Raw genomic sequence first — 17,792 nt, forward strand, 5'->3', positions numbered from 1 at the left:
TACGGGAAGAAGGAAGGGAACGCAAGTGAAAGTATCAACTGAATGGTTATCCGATTATGTATCACTGGAAAATGTAACGGCCGAAGAGCTGGCCGAGCAGATTACGCGCGCGGGCATCGAGATCGACGAGGTTGAGCACCGCAATCACGGTATTTCGAAAGTCGTCGTGGGTTATGTAAAAAGCAAGGAGAAGCATCCCGATGCGGATAAGCTGAACGTCTGCGTCGTTGACGCGGGACAGGGCGAAGACCTGCAGATCGTCTGCGGCGCGAAAAACGTGGATGCCGGACAAAAAGTACCCGTTGCCCTGGTCGGCGCTCTGCTGCCCGGCGGTCTGGAGATCAAAAAAGCCAAGCTGCGCGGCGTCGCTTCTCAAGGCATGATCTGCTCCGCCAAAGAGCTGGGCATGAACGACAAGCTGCTGCCGAAGGAGCAGCAGGAAGGCATACTCGTCCTTGAGGAGAACGCGGAGATCGGAACGCCGATCACCTCCGTGCTCGGCCTGGACGACAAAGTACTCGATTTTGACCTGACGCCGAACCGTTCCGACTGCCTCAGTATGCGCGGAGCGGCTTACGAAGTGGCGGCTATTCTTGGCCGCGACGTCAAGCTGCCTGATCCGGAAAGGGAACTGGTTGAGATAGCTGACGCGGCAAACAGCCATATCTCGGTCAAAATCAGCTCGCCTGAGCACTGCAGCCATTACACCGCGCGTTATATTACGGGCGTGAAGATCGCTCCGTCGCCGCAGTGGATGCAAAACCGCCTCATGGCTGCTGGCGTCCGTCCGATCAACAATATCGTTGATATCACCAACTATGTCATGCTTGAATACGGTCAGCCGCTGCATGCATTCGATGCGGACCGCTTGACAGGCGGGGCCGTAGATGTTCGCCTGGCTCGTGAAGGCGAGACACTCGTGACGCTGGACGGTCAGGAACGCAAGCTGGAGCCTCACATGCTGCTCATTACCGATGGCGTGAAGCCGGTTGGATTAGCCGGCGTCATGGGCGGATTGGATTCCGAGGTTACGGACAGCACCGTGAACATTTTGCTCGAATCGGCCAAGTTCGACGGAGGCACCATCCGCAAGACTTCCCGTCAGCTCGGACTGCGCTCCGAAGCGAGCCAGCGCTTCGAGAAGGAAGTCGATCCAGGTGCGGTCATTCCGGCGCTGAACCGGGCTGCGTCGCTGATCGCCCGTTATTGCGCAGGAACGGTTCATAAGGGCATCGTCGAAGCCGGTGCCGCGCAGGCGGAAGAAAAAGTGATTGTTCTGTCCTTCGACAAGCTGAACCGGTTCCTTGGAACGGAGCTGTCGATGCTGGAAGTGAAGACGATTTTTGGCCGTCTCCATTTCCACGCTGCGGATACCGCCCAGGGCATTTTGGAAGTGCAGGTGCCGACGCGCCGCGGAGACATTACGAAAGACGTCGACCTGATCGAAGAAATTGCCCGCCTGTACGGATACGACAATATCCCGACGACGGCGATCGAAGGGCCTACAACGCCGGGGGGCTATACGAAGCCTCAGGCGATCCGCCGCGAAATCCGCAGACTGTTCACCCATGGCGGATGGCAGGAAGTGATCAGCTACTCCTTCACCCATCCAGAGCTGGCCGCGCTGTTCCCGGCCTTGACGGAAGGAAGCGTGCCGGTGAAGCTGTCGATGCCGATGAGCGAGGAGCGCAGCGTGCTGCGTACGAGCATTCTGCCGCAGCTGCTCGATATCGCGGTGCACAACGCGAACCGGAAGCAGTACGATCTGGCGCTGTTCGAAGTGGGCAACGTGTTCTTCTCGCAGGAGGAGACGCTGACGGTTCAGCCAAAAGAGCTGAACGTGCTGTCCTTGCTGCTGTGCGGCAGCCGCGGGCAGAAGCAGTGGAACCATGCGCCGGAGAAAGTCGATTTCTTCGACCTGAAGGGTGCCCTGGAGACGCTGTTCGGGGATTTGGGTCTGGAGGGAGCGATCCGGTACGTGGCGAACCAGCCGGCCGGATATCATCCCGGACGTTCAGCTTCCGTCTACCTGATCAATGGCGGCGGAGAGCAGGTGCTGATCGGAACGCTCGGTCAGGTGCATCCCGAATTGCAGCAGGAGCGCGGACTCGGCGATGTGTACGTTGCCGAAATTCTGCTGCAGCCGCTGTACGATCACGCCGATTTCGATATCCGATATCAGGAGCTTCCGCGCTTCCCGGCTTCGGAGCGGGATATTGCAGTCGTGGTGGACAGCGCCGTGGAAGCGGGCTCCCTGCTTGAGACGATCCGCGAAGCCGCGGGCGAGCTCCTGCAGAACGTACAGGTATTCGATGTGTTTACCGGAAGCAAGCTCGGCGAAGGCAAGAAGAGCGTCGCGATTTCGCTCGTCTACCGCCACAATGAGCGCACGCTGACGGATGAGGAAGTCACCGCGGCGCATGCCGGAGTCGTCAGCGCCCTTGAGCAAAAGTTTCAAGCGGAATTAAGAAAATAGCAGGAATTGAATCCAATCACATCGAATCCTTAGACACAGAGATTCGATGTGATTTTTTTATTGGAGAGAACAAGACATCTTAGAGTCAACACACATATGAAGGAGGGCACAACTGTGACTACACCTGATCGTACACGCGTCTCCGTGGAGATCTACGGGACTTCTTATAAACTGGTCGGCAGCAGTGCCGATTATATGCGAAAGATTGCCAGTTATGTCGATGAACGGATGAATGCCATTTCCAAAAGCAATTCCCGGCTGGACACCCCTAGGATTGCCGTTCTGGCCGCGGTTCATATGGCGGAGGAAGCCGTGCAGATGCAGGATCTCCGCAACGAAGTGAAGATGCTGACCGGCGAGCGCAGCGAACTGCGCTCGGAGCTCACCAGGCTGCAGTCCGAGCGGGACGAGCAGCTGGCGGAAGTCAACAAGCAGAAGGAAGAAGCGCAGCAGATCAAGAAGGAGAAGGAAGAGCTGCAAAAGCGGCTGGAGCAGGAGAAGGCTGCGCTTGCAAAAGAGCTGGAGCAGTCCAAGTCCGAGCTTACGGCGCGTCTGGAGCAGACCCGGAATTCTTTGACGAAGGAGCTGGATCAGCTCCGCGCTTCGCTGAAGCGGGAGACGGAACAGAAGGAATCCTTGCTCCGCAAGGAGAAACAGGCCTCGGAGCAAATGCAGAAGGACAAGCAGGCTGTGGAGGAACGGCATAAAGCGGCCGTGCTGGAGCTGGAGCGGAAGCATGCGGCAGCGCTGCAATCCGCCGAACAGAAGCGAGTCGGAGCGTTGAAAGAGGCGGAGGAGAACAACCGCGCGAAGATCACCGAACTGGAGCAGAAGCATCAGGGAGCCGTCAAGGAGCTCGAAGAGAAGCATGCAGCCTCTATTCAGGAGCTGCAGGAGCAGCTGACCGAGCTTCGCGGCAGCAGCGGCGAGCTTCAGGAGAAACTGCAGAACATGGAGCAGGAGCTGAAGAACGCCAAGGAGGCCTATTCCAGACTGCGGCAGCAGCATCAAGTCGTGCTGGTGCGCGAAGAGGAAGCCAAGGCGCAAGTGCAGGCTTTGACCGAACAGGAGGAAGCGCTGAACGGACAGATCAGCAAGCTGAAGGACGAGGCGGCCGCTTCGGAAGAGGAACACCGCCGCATGCAGAAGCTGCTTGAGGATTACAGCGAGGCTTCCAAGAAAATGAACGGTGAAATCGCCCAGCTGACGGCCGAAGCCGAAACCCTTCAAGGCACGATCGAGAAGCAGAAGGAAGAGATCGGCGAATTGGAGCTGCAGGTGCTGGAAGCCGGCGAGCAGAACGAGACGCTGGAGACGGGCATGGCTTCGCTGCATGACGAGCTGAGCGTGCTGAAAGAGCAGGCGGACGGCGAGAGTAAGCTCCGCCAGGAAGCTGAGCAGCAGCGGGAAGCGCTTCGTCAGGAACTGGCCGCGAAAGAGGAGCGGCTGCAGCAGCTTGCTCAGGAGCTGGCAGATAAGCAGCAGCAGCTCGTAGCCCAGGTGCAGAAGCTGCAGGCGCAGGAGCGTTCTTCCTCGGAACAGGGAGAGGAACTTCAGCGTTTGGAGAAGCAGCTGGAAGCCCAGCAGGAGGTGCTGGCCGCGAAAGAGCAAGAGCTGGAATCGCTGAAGCAGGCGCTGCAAGGGCGGGAGCAGGATCTGCAGGATTACGGCCGGCAGATCGAGGCCAAAGAGGAGCAGATTGCAGGCCTGGAGCGGCAGTCGAGCCAATATGCGCAGCAGCTCAAGGACCTTCGGCTTCAATTGGAGGAACAGCAGGAATTGTATCTCGAGCTCGAAATCCAATCGGAGGAGCAGCAGGAGAACGTACAAAACCTGCAGCAGGAGCTGGAGAGAAGACGGGAAGTACACTCGGAGCTGGAGCTTCAGGCGGAAGAGGAACGGAAACGTTATGCCGGCCTGAAGGAGAAGTGGGAAGAGCAGGAGGCAAGGTATACCGAGCTGCAGAGCCGTTCAGGCGAATACGAGCAGCAGTGCGGCGAGCTGCGGAAGCAGGTAGCTGAGCATGAGGAGCAGTACGAGCTCGCCCAGCTTCTGCTCGAAGAGCAGCAGGAGCAGAATGCGGCGCTGCAGCAGGAACTGGAAGAGCAGCGTGAGCAGCAGCAAATGGCCGCTCGGGCGCTGAAGGAACGCGAGGAGCAGTACGCAGCGCTGCAGCAGGAGCTGGAAGAGCAGCGGAAGCAGCAGCAGACGGCCGCTCGGGCGCTGAAGGAACGCGAAGAGGAGTACGCATTGCTGCAGCAGGAGCTGGAAGAGCAGCGTGAGCAGCAGCAGACGGCCGCTCGGGCGCTCAAGGAGCGCGAGGAGCAGTACGCAGCGCTGCAGCAGGAGCTGGAAGAGCAGCGTGAGCAGCAGCAGACGGCCGCTCGGGCGCTGAAGGAGCGCGAAGAGCAGTATGCAGCGCTGCAGCGGGAGCTGGAAGAGCAGCGTGAGCAGCAGCAGACAGCTGCTCGGGCGCTGAAGGAGCGCGAGGAGCAGTACGCATTGCTGCAGCAGGAGCTGGAAGAGCAGCGTGAGCAGCAGCAGACGGCCGCTCGGGCGCTGAAGGAACGCGAAGAGCAGTATGCGGCGCAGCAGCAGGAGCTGGAAGAGCAGCGTGAGCAGCAGCAGACAGCTGCCCAGGCGCTGAAGGAACGCGAAGACCAGTATCGAGCGGTACAGCGGCAGCTCGAGGAGCAGCGGCAGGAGCACCAAACGACCCGCCAGGCGCTGGAAGACCTCGAGAATCAGTACCTGGAAGTTCAGGAGCAGCTCGAGGAACAGCAGGCGGAGCATCGGACGGCCCGCCGGGCGCTGGAAGATCTCGAAGAGCAATATTTAACCTTGCAGCAGCAGAGCGAAGGTCATCAAGAGCAGTATCGTGCGCTGCAGCTCCGGCTGGAAGAACGGCAGGAGCAGTATCACGAGCTTCGGATGGAATATGATGACCACCAGGAGCTGTATCAGGAACTGCAGCAGGCGCATGACGCCAGAGCAGAGCAGCTGGCGGATTTGGAGCAGCAGCTGGAGGACAGCCGGGAAATGATCGGGCGCCTGCGGCTGCAGTCCGAGGAATATGCCCGCGACAACGGCACATTGCGCCAGCAGCAGGAGCAAGCTGAAGCACGGTTTGAAGAGCTGGAGCTTCAAGCCAAGGACGTTCAGGCTCAGTACGAAGAGCTGCAGCGGGTGAACCGGGCAGCTCAGGAGCAAAATGAACAGCTGCGGAGCCAAACCGAAGCGCAGCGCGAACAGTACAACAGCTTGAACCAGCAGTATCAGGGCTTGCAGCGGCAGTATGAGGAATTGCAGCGCCAGGTGAAGGAGGCGCAGAGCCGCCAGGAGGATACCGAAATCGAATACCTGCTTCTGCTGGAGGAGAAAGAGGCCGCGGTGAAGAAGCTGGAGGAAGCATCGCTGCAGCTGGATGAAGCGGCAGACCGGGAGACCGAGCTGCGCGGATTGCTGCGCAGTGCCGAGCAATCCATGCAGTCTTATCAGGATAAGCTGAAGGATATGATGGACCAGCAGGAAGCGTGGGGCAGCCGGGAGCTGGAGCTGCAAGAGGAGCTTGAGGCTTGGCAGCAGCAGATCGCTGCCGGCGAGCAGCAGCTTACCCGGATCCAAAGCGAGAAGGAGTCGGTCGCGGATGAGCTTCGCCAGGTGGGGGAAAGCTTTGAGCTGGTGACGCATCAATACCGTCTGCTGCAGGCAGAGCATGAGATTCAGCTGGAGAAGACCGGCAAGCTGGAGGAAGAGTACCGCTTGCTAAAGGACGAGTATTCCAAGCTGCAGACCGAATATAACGAGTGGATCGAGCTGATCGAACAGGATCAGAGTTGACTTCTATAGACCACCCACATTTCACATTTAAATGAAAATCCCCTCGGAGTAAGCGGCAGGACGGATCATGCATCATCCTGAAGCATACTTCGAGGGGATTTTAACTTTTGGGTTCAAGTCTGCCTAACTTTTATTCCACAATGACTTTGGCAATCATGCCGGAATGTCCCGCTCCGCAGAACACTGAGCAGGCCATTTCGAACGTGCCGGCTTTTTCCGGCGTGACGACCGCAGACTTGTTTTTACCGTCAAGCTGAAGCTCGAGACCCGGAATGAGAACGCCGTGGTTTCCCTCATCGTTTTCAAGCGTAATTTTGACAGGTACGCCCTTTTTGAGATGATATTCTTTTTGATCGAATGCATAGTTTGTCGCCTTGATCACCAATTCCTCGCTCGGGGCTACACCGGTTTCGGTGACTCCGCTGCCCGATGCGGAATCGCCGCTCTTGGATTGTCCGCAAGCAGCCAGCACCAGAAGCAGCACGCAGGAAAGGACGACAGCCAGGGTCTTCTTCACTTGTGATCCTCCTTTATGTGTACCTTCATCATTTTAATTGGTTCCATGCCTTATCATACCTTAAGTTGGATATGTCTGGGCGAGGCTCATTTGAAAAATTGGTGAACGCAGCCCGTTGATTTTGCCGCGCCCAGGAAAAGGATCAGCTGGAAAAAAGATAGTGCTTATCTTGGATTTAAGATATAATGAGCATTGACGATGTACGAAGCCCGCAAATATTCTTGTTTAGAAGATTAGGGGAATGACATTCCAATGAATCGCACGGGGTTGATTTTGGAAGATTTATGGCATCGCAAAATATTGAACGCCTATTGGATCGTGACACTGATGTTTTTCGCGGCGGAGGCGGTTCTGCTGCTGCTGGGCTGCATTCCTTCCGTGACCGCCGGGGACGGGCCGGAGGACTGGCTGCGTCTGGGCATCCCGGACGGCTGCATCCTGCTGCTCATGCTGGCGGCACAGACCTGGCTGCGATTCGAACCTAAATACCGGAAGCAGGTTGTGGTCGGTTGCGGATTTTTGCTTTCCTACCTGTTCTATTTCATCATTCAGCCGATCGTGGACGGGGCACAGATGGCGCTCCTTCTGCCCGTTCTGATTTCCGTCGTTTATTTTGACCGCAAACTTCTATATGGCTTTGGCTCGTTAACGATCCTCCTGTACTGTCTCATCTATCTCACCGAACGCTCCCTTTATCAAAAACCCATTCAGGAATTCATCCAAATCCAAAGCGTGTTTATTGTCAGCATCATGATTGGTCATACGATTTTGGTCCGGGTCAAGGAATTTATGCGCCATCTGGAATCGGTCATGAAGTCGGAGCAGCAGCTCCTGGTGGAAAGAACGATATCGGACAAGCTGCTCAAAATCGATGCACTGACCGGGCTATACAATCACAAGGCGTTTCACGAATACCTGGAGGCTCTGCTGGAGCAATGCGAGAAGTATCAGCTTCCGCTGCAGCTGGCAATTATCGATATCGATAATTTTAAAAAGGTCAACGATAATTACGGGCATCGGGTGGGCGATGTCGTGCTGAAAGAGGTTGCTTCGAAGGTGATGTCGACGATGACGCCGAATGATTTTGCCGCCCGTTATGGCGGAGAGGAATTTGCCATCATAATGGCGGATAAGACATTGGAAGAAGCAGAACGGATGGCTGAGCAGCTGCGCGAACGGATCGCCAGAACCGAGCTGCCGCATACGGTGAAGCCGGTTACGGTGAGCATCGGACTTTGCAATTTCCAGCAGGGGGACGACAAGGAATCATTATTTCGAAAAGCGGACATGGCGCTGTACCAGGCCAAACGGACGGGAAAAAATAAAGTGGTGACCGCGGGTGAAGACGCAGCCGATTATGCAGGATAAAAAAGGAAAGACCCCTGTCCTTAGGCAGGGGTTTTCATTCTTGAAACGGTTTACCGCTTGTCCCTTCCGGCATTAAATGCGGATATCGGGATAAACAGGTCGATAATACCGATGACGAGGGCGGCGAGAATGGCGCCAAGAATGGTAACTTCAACGCCGCTGACAATAAATTGGGCGATGTATATGACGAGGGCACTGACGATGAAACCGACGATCCCGCGTCCAAAGGGAGTAACCCTTTTGCCGAAGATTCCTTCAATAATCCACCCCAGCAGTGCGATAACCAAAGCGAGCAGCAGAGCGCTCCAGAACCCTCCGACGGAAAACTGGGGAACGATCCAGCCTACGATCAGCAGGACGATGGCAGACACGATAAATCGAACGACATGACCCAGAAAATGCATGCAACTGGCCTCCTTTACACATGGATACTGTGTTATGCAAACCTTATTGTATTCAATTTTCGCCATGTTATGTATGGAATGATTTAGCGCTGCAAATGGCGAAGCGGCAAACATTTCGTATATAATAAAGGCATTGCACGAGAGGAGTAGTGAATACTGTTGGACGACAAGATTTTGCATACGCTCGAATACCGCAAGATTTTAGATAAATGCTCTGCCTATACCCAAACCTCAATGGGGAGGGAAGCGGCCGAGTCCTTGAAGCCCGATACCGATCTGGAATCGGTAAAGCGTTTGCTTCAGGCAACCGACGAAGCGTATACCGTGGACCGTCTGAAGGGAAATCCGTCCTTCGGCGGCATCACAGACATCGCCGCTCCGCTGAAGCGCGCCAGAATCGGCGGCACCTTAAGCCCGCATGAGCTGCTGGCCATCGGCAACACCGTGAACGGTTCGAGACGGATCAAGCGGTTCATCGCGAATGTTCACGAGGACGAGCCGATTCCCTTGCTTGAGGGGATCAGTGAAAATTTATCCGAGCAGAAGCCGCTGGAAGATGCCATTAAAGCATGCATCGACGAAAGCGCCGAAGTGCTCGATTCCGCCAGCCCGGGGCTTGCCCAGGTTCGGCGGGAGCTGAGATCCGGCGAGGTGCGGATCCGGGAGAAGCTCGATTCGATGATCCGTTCCTCCAGCGTGGCCAAAATGCTGCAGGACCAGCTCATTACGATCCGGGGGGACCGGTTTGTCATTCCGGTTAAAGCGGAATACCGTTCGTATTTCGGCGGGATCGTGCATGATCAGTCCGGTTCGGGGGCGACGCTATTTATTGAGCCGGAATCGATCGTGGCGATGAACAACAAGCTGCGCGAAACCCGGATGAAGGAAGAACGCGAAATTGAAATTATTTTGCAAAAGCTGACGGCGCTCGTCGGTGAACAAGCAGATCTTCTTCTGCTCGATATCGATCTGCTGGGACAGCTCGACTTTATTTTTGCCAAGGGGCGTCTGGCGCATGTCATGAAGGCCAGCCAGCCGAGAATGAACGACCGTGGATACTTGAAGCTGAAGAAAGGACGCCATCCGCTGATCGACATGGAGAAGGTTGTGCCGATCGACGTGGAATTGGGCAACTCGTACACTTCCATTATCGTGACCGGGCCGAATACCGGCGGTAAGACCGTCACGCTGAAAACGATCGGATTGCTGAGCCTGATGGCGATGTCCGGCCTGTTCGTTCCCGCGGAGGAAGGAAGCCAGCTCTGCGTGTTCGACGCCATTTACGCCGATATCGGGGACGAGCAGAGCATCGAACAGAGCTTGAGTACGTTCTCCAGCCATATGACCAATATTATCCGTATATTGAACCATATGACGCCGAAGAGCCTGGTGCTGCTTGACGAAGTGGGGGCCGGTACCGATCCGGCCGAAGGCTCGGCGCTCGCTATTTCTATTCTGGAGCATATCCACAGCCTGGGCTGCCGGATGGTGGCTACTACCCACTACAGCGAACTCAAGGCTTATGCCTATGAACGCAAAGGCGTCATCAACGCCAGCATGGAATTTGACGTCAACACGCTGAGTCCGACTTACCGGCTCCTCGTCGGCGTTCCGGGACGAAGCAACGCGTTTGCGATTGCGGAGCGGCTCGGACTTCCGCAGGTGATCCTGGATTATGCCCGCGGGGAAGTGAAAGAAGAAGATCAGCGCGTCGAGCATATGATCGCCTCCCTCGAGGAAAACCGGCTGGGCGCCGAAAGCGAACGTGAGAAGGCCGAGAAACTGCGCCAGGAAATGGAGCAGCTCCGGAGCCGGCATCAGCAGGAGCTCGAGAAGCTCGAGGAGCAGCGCGACCGGCTGATCGAGAAGGCCCGGGGCGAGGCCAAGGAAGTCATTGCCAAAGCCCGCCGCGAAGCGGAGCAGATCATCGCCGATCTGCGGCAGCTGGCCAAAGAGGAAGGGGCTTCGGTCAAGGAGCATAAGCTGATCGCCGCCCGCCGGCAGCTGGATGAGGCTGAGCCGCAGCAGCGCAAGAAGGGAGCGGCCAAACCGAAGGCCAAGGCCCCGCGCCAAATCGAGCCCGGCGATGAAGTCATGGTCTACAGCCTGAACCAGAAGGGCCATATCGTGGAGCTGTCCGGCGCGAAGGAGGCCGTGGTGCAGCTCGGCATCATGAAGATGAAGGTCAGCCTGGACGACCTCGAGCTGGTGAATGCGAACAAACCGGCCGAGAAGCAGGTGCAGCGGCATGCGACTACGGTCAAGCGCACGCGGGATGACAACATCCGCAGCGAGCTGGATCTGCGGGGCGCGAATCTGGAAGAGGCGCTGATCGAAGTCGACCGTTTTATCGACGAAGCGTTTTTGGGCAACCTCGGCCAAGTATACCTGATTCACGGGAAAGGCACGGGAATTTTGAGACAGGGAATCTCGGAATATCTCCGCAAGCACAAGCATATTAAAAGTTACCGTCTGGGAAATTACGGCGAAGGCGGAACCGGCGTGACGGTGGTTGAGCTTAAATAATATGGGTGTGAGCCTGAATTTCGGCCGGGAACAGGGGGATGTTGGGAGTGAAGAACGGGGCTGATCTGCTGTTGGCCTATCCGATCGGTACGCTGATTGGTTATTTTTCGGTAGCGATTCTGGGCTTGATCGTCTTTCTGTACTGTTTTGAAATCGTGGCGAAGTACAAGTGCTGGGATGAAATCGGACGAGGCAATATTGCCGCCGCTTTGGCTACCGGAGGTAAAATATTCGGCCTTTGCAATGTGCTGAGGTACAGCATCGAGTCCAAAACGTCGATCTATGACATGATGAAGTGGGCCTTCTACGGCTTTCTGCTGCTGTTTATCGCCTACCTGCTGTACGAATTTTTAACCCCGGTGTTTTCCGTGGACGAAGAAATTAAACGGGATAACCGGGCGGTCGGCCTGATCTCTATGCTGATCCCGGTGTCCCTTTCATATGTGATTGGAGCCTGTTTAATGTAGGAGGAACACATGAAAAATTTGGCGAGGATTTTGTTCGTCGCTGCGGTCGCCTTCTTTGTTGTGGGCGTCGTATATTTGATGAAACATTAAGGAGATGGATCATATGGAAACCACGGTTTGCCCTTGGTGCCAGACGGAAATCGTATGGGACGAGGAACTGGGCCCCGAGGATGAATGCCCTTACTGCCACAATGAGCTGAAAGGTTACCGGACGCTGAGCATCCAGCTGGGTGCGGATGAAGAGGAAACGGACGTAGACGAGGAGCATGAGGGAATCGAAGGTACGGATTGGGAGCTTCCTGAGGATGACGATAAAGCCGTTCCTTTTTGGAATCAGGAAGACATGCAGCAGCTGCCTCCGTCGATCCGGACGCTCGATAAGTATGAAGACAGCCATGACCTCATGAACTACGAGGAGACAGTGGAGCAAATTCTGGATGAGCAGGAGGAAGTGCCGGAATGCCCGAAATGCCGGGATTATATGGTGCTTGCCGGCACGCATCAGGTGGGAGAACAATTTAAGCCCGCGGCTTTCGGCGTGCTCCAAGGTCCGGTATTGACTCCGCCTTTTCAAGTTCAAATGTATATTTGCACGGGATGCTTCCATGTCGAATACAATCTGGCCGAGGAAGACCGGCTGCGGATGGTCGACCACTTGAGCCAAGAGAAGAAGAATTCGTAAAAAAAGCAAACCGACCGATGATTTGCCCCCTTTTAGGGAACTACTAATGAGGTAGACCCGGATATGAAGGGGGTAATTATGAAATCAAAATCATCTGCGCGGCTGAACCGGCAAACGATACTGCTGCTTGCCGTTAACGGGCTGATCGTTTTATCCGGCGCCTTGTCGGGCACGTTTCTCAACGTATATTTATGGAAAAGCAAACAGGATTACGCGATGATCGGATGGTTTACCGTCGCCCAGCAGCTGGCCGTCGGGCTCACCTTTTGGCTGGCAGGCAAATGGGTGAAGGAGTATAACAAAATGAACGCCCTCAGGCTGGGGATCGGGCTGACGGGCCTTTTTTATTTGCTGGTTCTGTGGGTTGGGGAAAAGGCCATTTATTATATTTGGCCGCTCGGGATACTGCTTGGGATTGCGATCGGGCTGTTCTGGATTGCTTTTAACGTGGTGTATTTCGAAGTCACCGATCCTGAGAACCGGGACCTGTTTAACGGGTGGGTCGGCCTGCTCGGCTCCATTACGGGCATTGTCGGGCCCTGGTTTTCCGGCCTGCTGATTTCCATGCTGAAGGGCGACCGGGGGTATCGGATCATTTTTACGACGTCCCTGATCATTTATGCGCTCGGCGTGGTGCTGAGCTTCTTTTTGAAAAAGAGGAAAAAGGGCGGAACCTATGCCTGGCTCGAGCCTGTGAAGCAGCTGAAGGACAAAGGCAGCCCCTGGCGGCTTATGGCCCCCGGTCTGGCGGCGCAGGGGATTCGGGAAGGGGTGTTCGCCTTTCTGATCAATCTCCTTGTGTTTGTTGCCACGAAACAGGAGTCGAAGCTGGGGCAGTTCTCGCTCATTACGTCCGCAGTCTCCCTGGCCACGTACTGGCTGGCGGGCAAATGGTTCAAACCGGCCTACCGGAGCGTCGGCATGCTGGTGGGCGCCCTGCTGCTGTGGGTGGTCATGGTACCGCTGATCTGGAAGGTCAATTATTTCACCCTGCTGCTGCTCGGCATAGGTACGGCTATCTTTATGCCGCTGTACATCCTGCCGATGGTCTCATCCGGCTTCGACTTGATGGGGACCAGCGACGAAAACGTGGAAAAGCGGGTCGAGCTGGTCGTTCTGCGTGAGCTCAGTCTGATGGTCGGCCGCCTTCTCGGTACGATAATATTCATCATCGTGCTGTCCTTCAGCAAAGACCAGAGCACCATTACCGTGCTGATGCTCGTGCTCGGCGCATCACCGATCCTCAGCTGGATCTGCGTGAGACGGCTGCTCAAGCCGGGGAAATCGGCACGCACTTGAACAATCGTGTTACACAGCAAATCCCCTGATTCCTTCATTTGGAGTCAGGGGATTTTTCTGTAGGGAAGAGTTCTAACTTCTGGAAGAACATACTGGCTGCAAGGTTTATCTGCCAATCAGGAGCCGGGAACCTGAGCATTGGGGGACGGTTTGGAGGTCCGCTCCAATGAGAAAATGTCCAGCTCGGGGCGCGTTTTCCCGCAAAGAACATCACTTAACAGTTCCGCCGCAATCATGCAGTAGACCGTCCCGTTGCCGCCATAGGCCTCAATAAAATAACTGTGAGGATACCGGGAATGCGGACCGATCATGGGCAGTCCGTCGTGGGTGAGCCCGAACAGCGAAGCCCATGCATAGTCGGCTTGGATGCCGGCATAACGGGGGAAAAGGGCTTTGATCTCGTTCAGCAGCATTTCGCTTTTATGCCGGATTCGTCCTTCCCTCTCCTCCGGATCGACCGGATGCTCGTCCAGGCCCCCTGCTACGATGCGGTTGTCCGGGGTGGTCCGCATATAAAGGTACGGCCGTGCCGTCTCCCAGATGAGGCAGCGCTCGTGCCAACCGGTAAAATCGGGTACGGGGTTCGTGACGATCGCATAGGTGGTCTGAAGCAGCGCGTTTCGGTCCGGTTTATCCTCCTGCGTTTCATAGCCGCCCGCATGGACGACTTTCCGGGCAAAAATCCGGCGGTTCCGCGTATAACAAACAACGCCGTCTTCTCCATACTCCAAATGAATCACCGGGCTGTTTTCGTACACCCGTATCCCATGATCCACTGCATACTGGACGAGGGCGTGCACAAACCGGAAAGGGTTGACTTCGGCATCGCCGGTCGTATACAACGCCGCGGGCTTGGAGAAGGGGAACCGCGAAGCGATATCGGCCTGATTCCAATAAGACGTTGCAAAGCCGTGCCTGTGAAGGGTTTCATATTCCTCTTTGAGGTAAGGCACATCCTCTTCGCTGCTTGCGTAATACAGGCTGCTGCGGGAAATAAACTCGGGTTCCAGTTTGAGACCGCTGGCTGCTTCCTTGAGCTTGCTCATCGCGTCCCTGCACATTTGATAAAAGGTGATGCCGGCCTGCTCGCCAAACGTATGGATGATGGAGGTCAACGATTTATCGTTGAAGCTTTGAAGCAGTCCGGTATTGGCTGAAGAGCTTCCTTCAGCGATCCGTCCCTTTTCCAGCAGAACCACCTGAAGATTGGTCCCGGACAGCTTGTGGGCGAGAAGGGCTCCACCCATCCCGCCGCCAATGATCAGCACGTCGCAAGAGAGATCTTCATCAAGTTCCGGATAAGCGGGTGTCGGCTTCAATGTAGAAGGCCATGCCAAATTCCCTTTATTCAGAATCATATGTGTGTTTCGCCCCTTATCGGTAGTATTCAAAGTATTTGCTCTGCATGCACAATTTATAGCTGTTCCGGCAGATCGGCCGGTGGAAGAGGCCATGCCTGACAATACATAGAAAACCTTCCCCGGGACATAATACGGATGGAGTTAGAGATATCCAGAGGAGGAATACCGATGCAGTCCAATCAAATGCAGGCGATTACCGGCAAGGAGCTGGAATATATCGTCGATTCGATTTCCAATGAGGATCTGTTGATCAAGCAGTGTGCGGCAACGGCCGCTGCTACGCAGAACCCGACGATTCAGCAGGCGTGCCAGCAATACATCCGGTCGCTGGACCACCATATCGATTTGCTCGTTCAGGCCATTCAGCAGCACCAGCCGCTGGCGCCGACGAGTCCCCAACAATGATAGCTTAGGAGGCATTAGCGCAATGTATTATCAAACTTCCAATAACTCGCAGTTCATGCAGGACGAGGACCTCTTGTACACCATCCTGGCCGACCTGAAAAGAACGGTCCGCGAATACACCACGGCAACGACGGAATCCTCCTGTCCGACCGTGCGGCAATTGTTTACACAGCTGACGAACGATACGCTCCGCATGCAAGGAGAATTATACAATCTGATGAAGCAGCTGAATATGTACTCCACGTCATCCAAGGCGCTTCGACAAGATGTGGACAAGTCGATTCAGGATGCGCGAAATTTGCAGCAAAAGAACCGTCAGTTCGTGCAGCAAAAAACAAGCAGCATGGGCCAATATGCCCAGGCATCCAATCCGTACCAGCAGCAGCAAAGCTCCCAAAATCCGTATTACATGTAATTTGCCTGTGGTGCAGGCGCCGTTTAGTTCTCATGTGCGGCGTCACCAAGCGGATAACAATAAGTACCCAAAATCCTGCTTCTATGAAGCATGGACCCATTTTGCCGTCTCCATTTCGGCCCACGCCGGGGAGACGGTTTTGCTTTGCATGCATGATAATTTCATGTAATATTAGTATTAATCTCGAACCCGGGTCCTTTGTCGTAATAGTGAAGAAGGCCCGTGGAACAAGCGCTGGAGGATGCTGTATGAAACAACTGACGGATTTGAAACTGAAGGTCCTCGACCTGTTGAACGAAGACGCGAGACGGTCCCCGGCCCTGCTGGCAACGCTCATCGGCGTTGAAGAGGAATCGGTCAAGGAAGCGATCGCGGAGCTGGAACAAGACCATGTCATCGTAAAATATGCGGCGGTCGTGAACTGGAGCAAGATTGAAGACGAGACGGTAACCGCCTTGATCGAAGTGCAGATTACGCCCGAGCGCGGGCGGGGCTTTGAAGGGATCGCGGAGCGGATCTATTTGTATCCGCAGGTCAAATCCGTGTATCTCATGTCGGGAGCCTACGACCTTCTTGTGGAAGTGGAAGGGCGCAACCTGCGGGAAGTGGCCAACTTCGTTTCCGAGAAGCTGTCGCCGATTGATTCGGTATTGTCGACGAAGACAAATTTCATTTTGAAGAAATATAAGCAGGACGGAATTATTTTTGAAGACCGTGAAGAAGATAACCGTCTCATGATCTCACCGTAAAGGAAGATGTGTCATGATCGTGAATGAAGAAACGAAGAAACAGCAGAATTCGAAATCGATGCAATCGTATTTGGCTCCTTTGGTCCGCGATATTCCGCCATCCGGAATCCGCCGATTTTTTGACCTGGCCGAAGGCAGTAAAGACATTATTACACTGGGCGTAGGGGAACCGGACTTCACGACTCCATGGCATGTGAGAGAAGCCTGCGTATATTCCCTTGAGCGGGGGCGCACGGCCTACACCTCCAATGCCGGGATGATCGAGCTCCGGGAAGCTATCGCCCAGTATTTGTATGACAGCTTTCAGGTCTCCTACCAGCCGTCCAATCAGATTCTAGTGACCGTCGGCGGCAGTGAGGCGATCGATCTGGCGCTGCGTGCGCTGATCGTTCCTGGGGACGAAATTCTTATCCCCGAGCCCTGCTACGTATCCTATTCCCCGATCACCTCGATCGGCGGCGGGGTTCCGGTCGGCATCGAGACGTTCGCAGAGAACGACTTCAAGCTGACGGCAGAGGCGCTTGAGGCCAAAATCACGCCGAAGTCCAAGGTGCTGATTTTGTGCTACCCGAGCAATCCGACCGGCGCCATCATGACGTATGAGGACTGGCTGCCGATCGCCAAAGTGGTGGAGAAGCATGATTTGATCGTCATTTCTGACGAGATCTATGCCGAACTGACGTATACGCAAAAGCATGTCAGCTTTGCCTCGATTCCGGGTATGATGGACCGGACGGTTCTGGTCAGCGGCTTTTCCAAGGCGTTCGCCATGACCGGCTGGCGTATGGGCTATGCCTGTGCCCATCCCGACCTGATCGCCGCCATGCTGAAGATTCACCAGTACACAGTCATGTGCGCACCGGTGATGGGTCAAGTGGCCGCGCTGGAGGCGCTGACCAACGGGCTGGAAGAAAAGGACCGGATGATCGAGTCCTACAACCAGCGGCGCCGTTTGATCGTGCAGGGCTTCGTCGATATCGGACTGCCGTGTCATGAGCCGCAAGGTGCCTTTTATGCCTTCCCTAGCATCGCTGAGACCGGGCTGTCCTCGGATGAGTTCGCCCAGCGCCTGCTGATGGAAGCAAAGGTCGCCGCTGTGCCTGGAACGGCTTTCGGACAAGGGGGAGAAGGCTTTCTCCGCTGCTCGTACGCCACCTCCGTCGCCCAGCTGACCGAGGCTCTGGAGCGCATTGGAGAATTTGTCCACAAACTGAAAACCAGCTGAACAATAATTCCCTGTTTCTAGTAGAATTTAACATAAATTTCACTTTTATTTATTTATT

The 17,792-nt window shown here is 55.4% G+C and carries 14 protein-coding genes; 11 read left to right on the forward strand and 3 right to left on the reverse strand.

Annotated features, from left to right (window positions below):
- Nucleotides 1–25: 25 nt before the first annotated feature.
- Both pheT and zapA read left to right on the forward strand, forming a co-directional pair.
- Nucleotides 26–2,476: a phenylalanine--tRNA ligase subunit beta gene (gene pheT, locus KI379_RS02555; RefSeq protein WP_212982694.1), complete on the forward strand. Its 2,451-nt coding sequence runs from the start codon at nucleotides 26–28 to the stop codon at nucleotides 2,474–2,476.
- 114 nt (nucleotides 2,477–2,590) lie between these two features.
- Nucleotides 2,591–6,316 carry a cell division protein ZapA gene (gene zapA, locus KI379_RS02560; RefSeq protein WP_212982695.1) on the forward strand — a complete coding sequence of 1,242 codons (3,726 nt, stop codon included), beginning with the start codon at nucleotides 2,591–2,593 and terminating at the stop codon, nucleotides 6,314–6,316.
- A gap of 130 nt (nucleotides 6,317–6,446) precedes the next feature.
- Here the strand turns inward: zapA and KI379_RS02565 are convergent, their stop codons facing one another.
- On the reverse strand, nucleotides 6,447–6,833 hold the full coding sequence (locus tag KI379_RS02565; protein ID WP_076170696.1) for a cupredoxin domain-containing protein: 387 nt from the start codon (nucleotides 6,831–6,833) through the stop codon (nucleotides 6,447–6,449).
- A gap of 252 nt (nucleotides 6,834–7,085) precedes the next feature.
- Between KI379_RS02565 and KI379_RS02570 the strand changes: the two genes are divergently transcribed.
- A complete protein-coding gene (locus tag KI379_RS02570; protein WP_076170694.1) occupies nucleotides 7,086–8,201 on the forward strand; it encodes a GGDEF domain-containing protein in 1,116 nt (371 codons plus the stop codon).
- A gap of 50 nt (nucleotides 8,202–8,251) precedes the next feature.
- Here the strand turns inward: KI379_RS02570 and KI379_RS02575 are convergent, their stop codons facing one another.
- The gene (locus tag KI379_RS02575; RefSeq protein ID WP_212982696.1) at nucleotides 8,252–8,605 is read right to left on the reverse strand and encodes a phage holin family protein; all 354 of its coding nucleotides are present in this window, start codon (nucleotides 8,603–8,605) and stop codon (nucleotides 8,252–8,254) included.
- A 159-nt stretch (nucleotides 8,606–8,764) separates the two neighbouring features.
- On the opposite strand from KI379_RS02575, the gene KI379_RS02580 reads away from it, so the two are divergent.
- The 4 genes from KI379_RS02580 (at nucleotide 8,765) to KI379_RS02595 (ending at nucleotide 13,579) form a co-directional block, all read left to right on the forward strand.
- Entirely contained in the window at nucleotides 8,765–11,131 is a 2,367-nt protein-coding gene (locus tag KI379_RS02580; RefSeq protein WP_212982697.1) for an endonuclease MutS2, read from the forward strand.
- Nucleotides 11,132–11,169: 38 nt separating this feature from the next.
- Nucleotides 11,170–11,598 (forward strand): DUF350 domain-containing protein, encoded by a 429-nt coding sequence (locus KI379_RS02585; protein ID WP_089545724.1) that lies wholly within the window; start codon nucleotides 11,170–11,172, stop codon nucleotides 11,596–11,598.
- Nucleotides 11,599–11,701: 103 nt separating this feature from the next.
- On the forward strand, nucleotides 11,702–12,280 hold the full coding sequence (locus tag KI379_RS02590) for a hypothetical protein (protein WP_212982698.1): 579 nt from the start codon (nucleotides 11,702–11,704) through the stop codon (nucleotides 12,278–12,280).
- A 78-nt stretch (nucleotides 12,281–12,358) separates the two neighbouring features.
- Nucleotides 12,359–13,579, forward strand: a complete 1,221-nt coding sequence (locus KI379_RS02595; RefSeq protein WP_212982699.1) for an MFS transporter — start codon at nucleotides 12,359–12,361, stop codon at nucleotides 13,577–13,579.
- A 116-nt stretch (nucleotides 13,580–13,695) separates the two neighbouring features.
- Here KI379_RS02595 and KI379_RS02600 read toward each other — a convergent pair whose 3' ends face one another.
- Nucleotides 13,696–14,937, reverse strand: a complete 1,242-nt coding sequence (locus KI379_RS02600; protein WP_212982700.1) for an NAD(P)/FAD-dependent oxidoreductase — start codon at nucleotides 14,935–14,937, stop codon at nucleotides 13,696–13,698.
- A 171-nt stretch (nucleotides 14,938–15,108) separates the two neighbouring features.
- Between KI379_RS02600 and KI379_RS02605 the strand changes: the two genes are divergently transcribed.
- The 4 genes from KI379_RS02605 to KI379_RS02620 all read left to right on the forward strand — a co-directional run bounded on the left by KI379_RS02605 (nucleotide 15,109) and on the right by KI379_RS02620 (nucleotide 17,734).
- On the forward strand, nucleotides 15,109–15,345 hold the full coding sequence (locus KI379_RS02605) for a hypothetical protein (protein WP_076170680.1): 237 nt from the start codon (nucleotides 15,109–15,111) through the stop codon (nucleotides 15,343–15,345).
- 22 nt (nucleotides 15,346–15,367) lie between these two features.
- Nucleotides 15,368–15,760: a spore coat protein gene (locus tag KI379_RS02610; protein WP_076170678.1), complete on the forward strand. Its 393-nt coding sequence runs from the start codon at nucleotides 15,368–15,370 to the stop codon at nucleotides 15,758–15,760.
- Nucleotides 15,761–16,008: 248 nt separating this feature from the next.
- Nucleotides 16,009–16,509: an Lrp/AsnC family transcriptional regulator gene (locus KI379_RS02615; protein WP_212982701.1), complete on the forward strand. Its 501-nt coding sequence runs from the start codon at nucleotides 16,009–16,011 to the stop codon at nucleotides 16,507–16,509.
- A gap of 13 nt (nucleotides 16,510–16,522) precedes the next feature.
- The gene (locus KI379_RS02620) at nucleotides 16,523–17,734 is read left to right on the forward strand and encodes an aminotransferase class I/II-fold pyridoxal phosphate-dependent enzyme (RefSeq protein ID WP_076170674.1); all 1,212 of its coding nucleotides are present in this window, start codon (nucleotides 16,523–16,525) and stop codon (nucleotides 17,732–17,734) included.
- The last annotated feature ends 58 nt before the right edge of the window (nucleotides 17,735–17,792 follow it).

It is taken from the genome of Paenibacillus cineris, assembly GCF_018333335.1.
Taxonomy (GTDB): Bacteria; Bacillota; Bacilli; order Paenibacillales; family Paenibacillaceae; genus Paenibacillus_AQ; species Paenibacillus_AQ favisporus.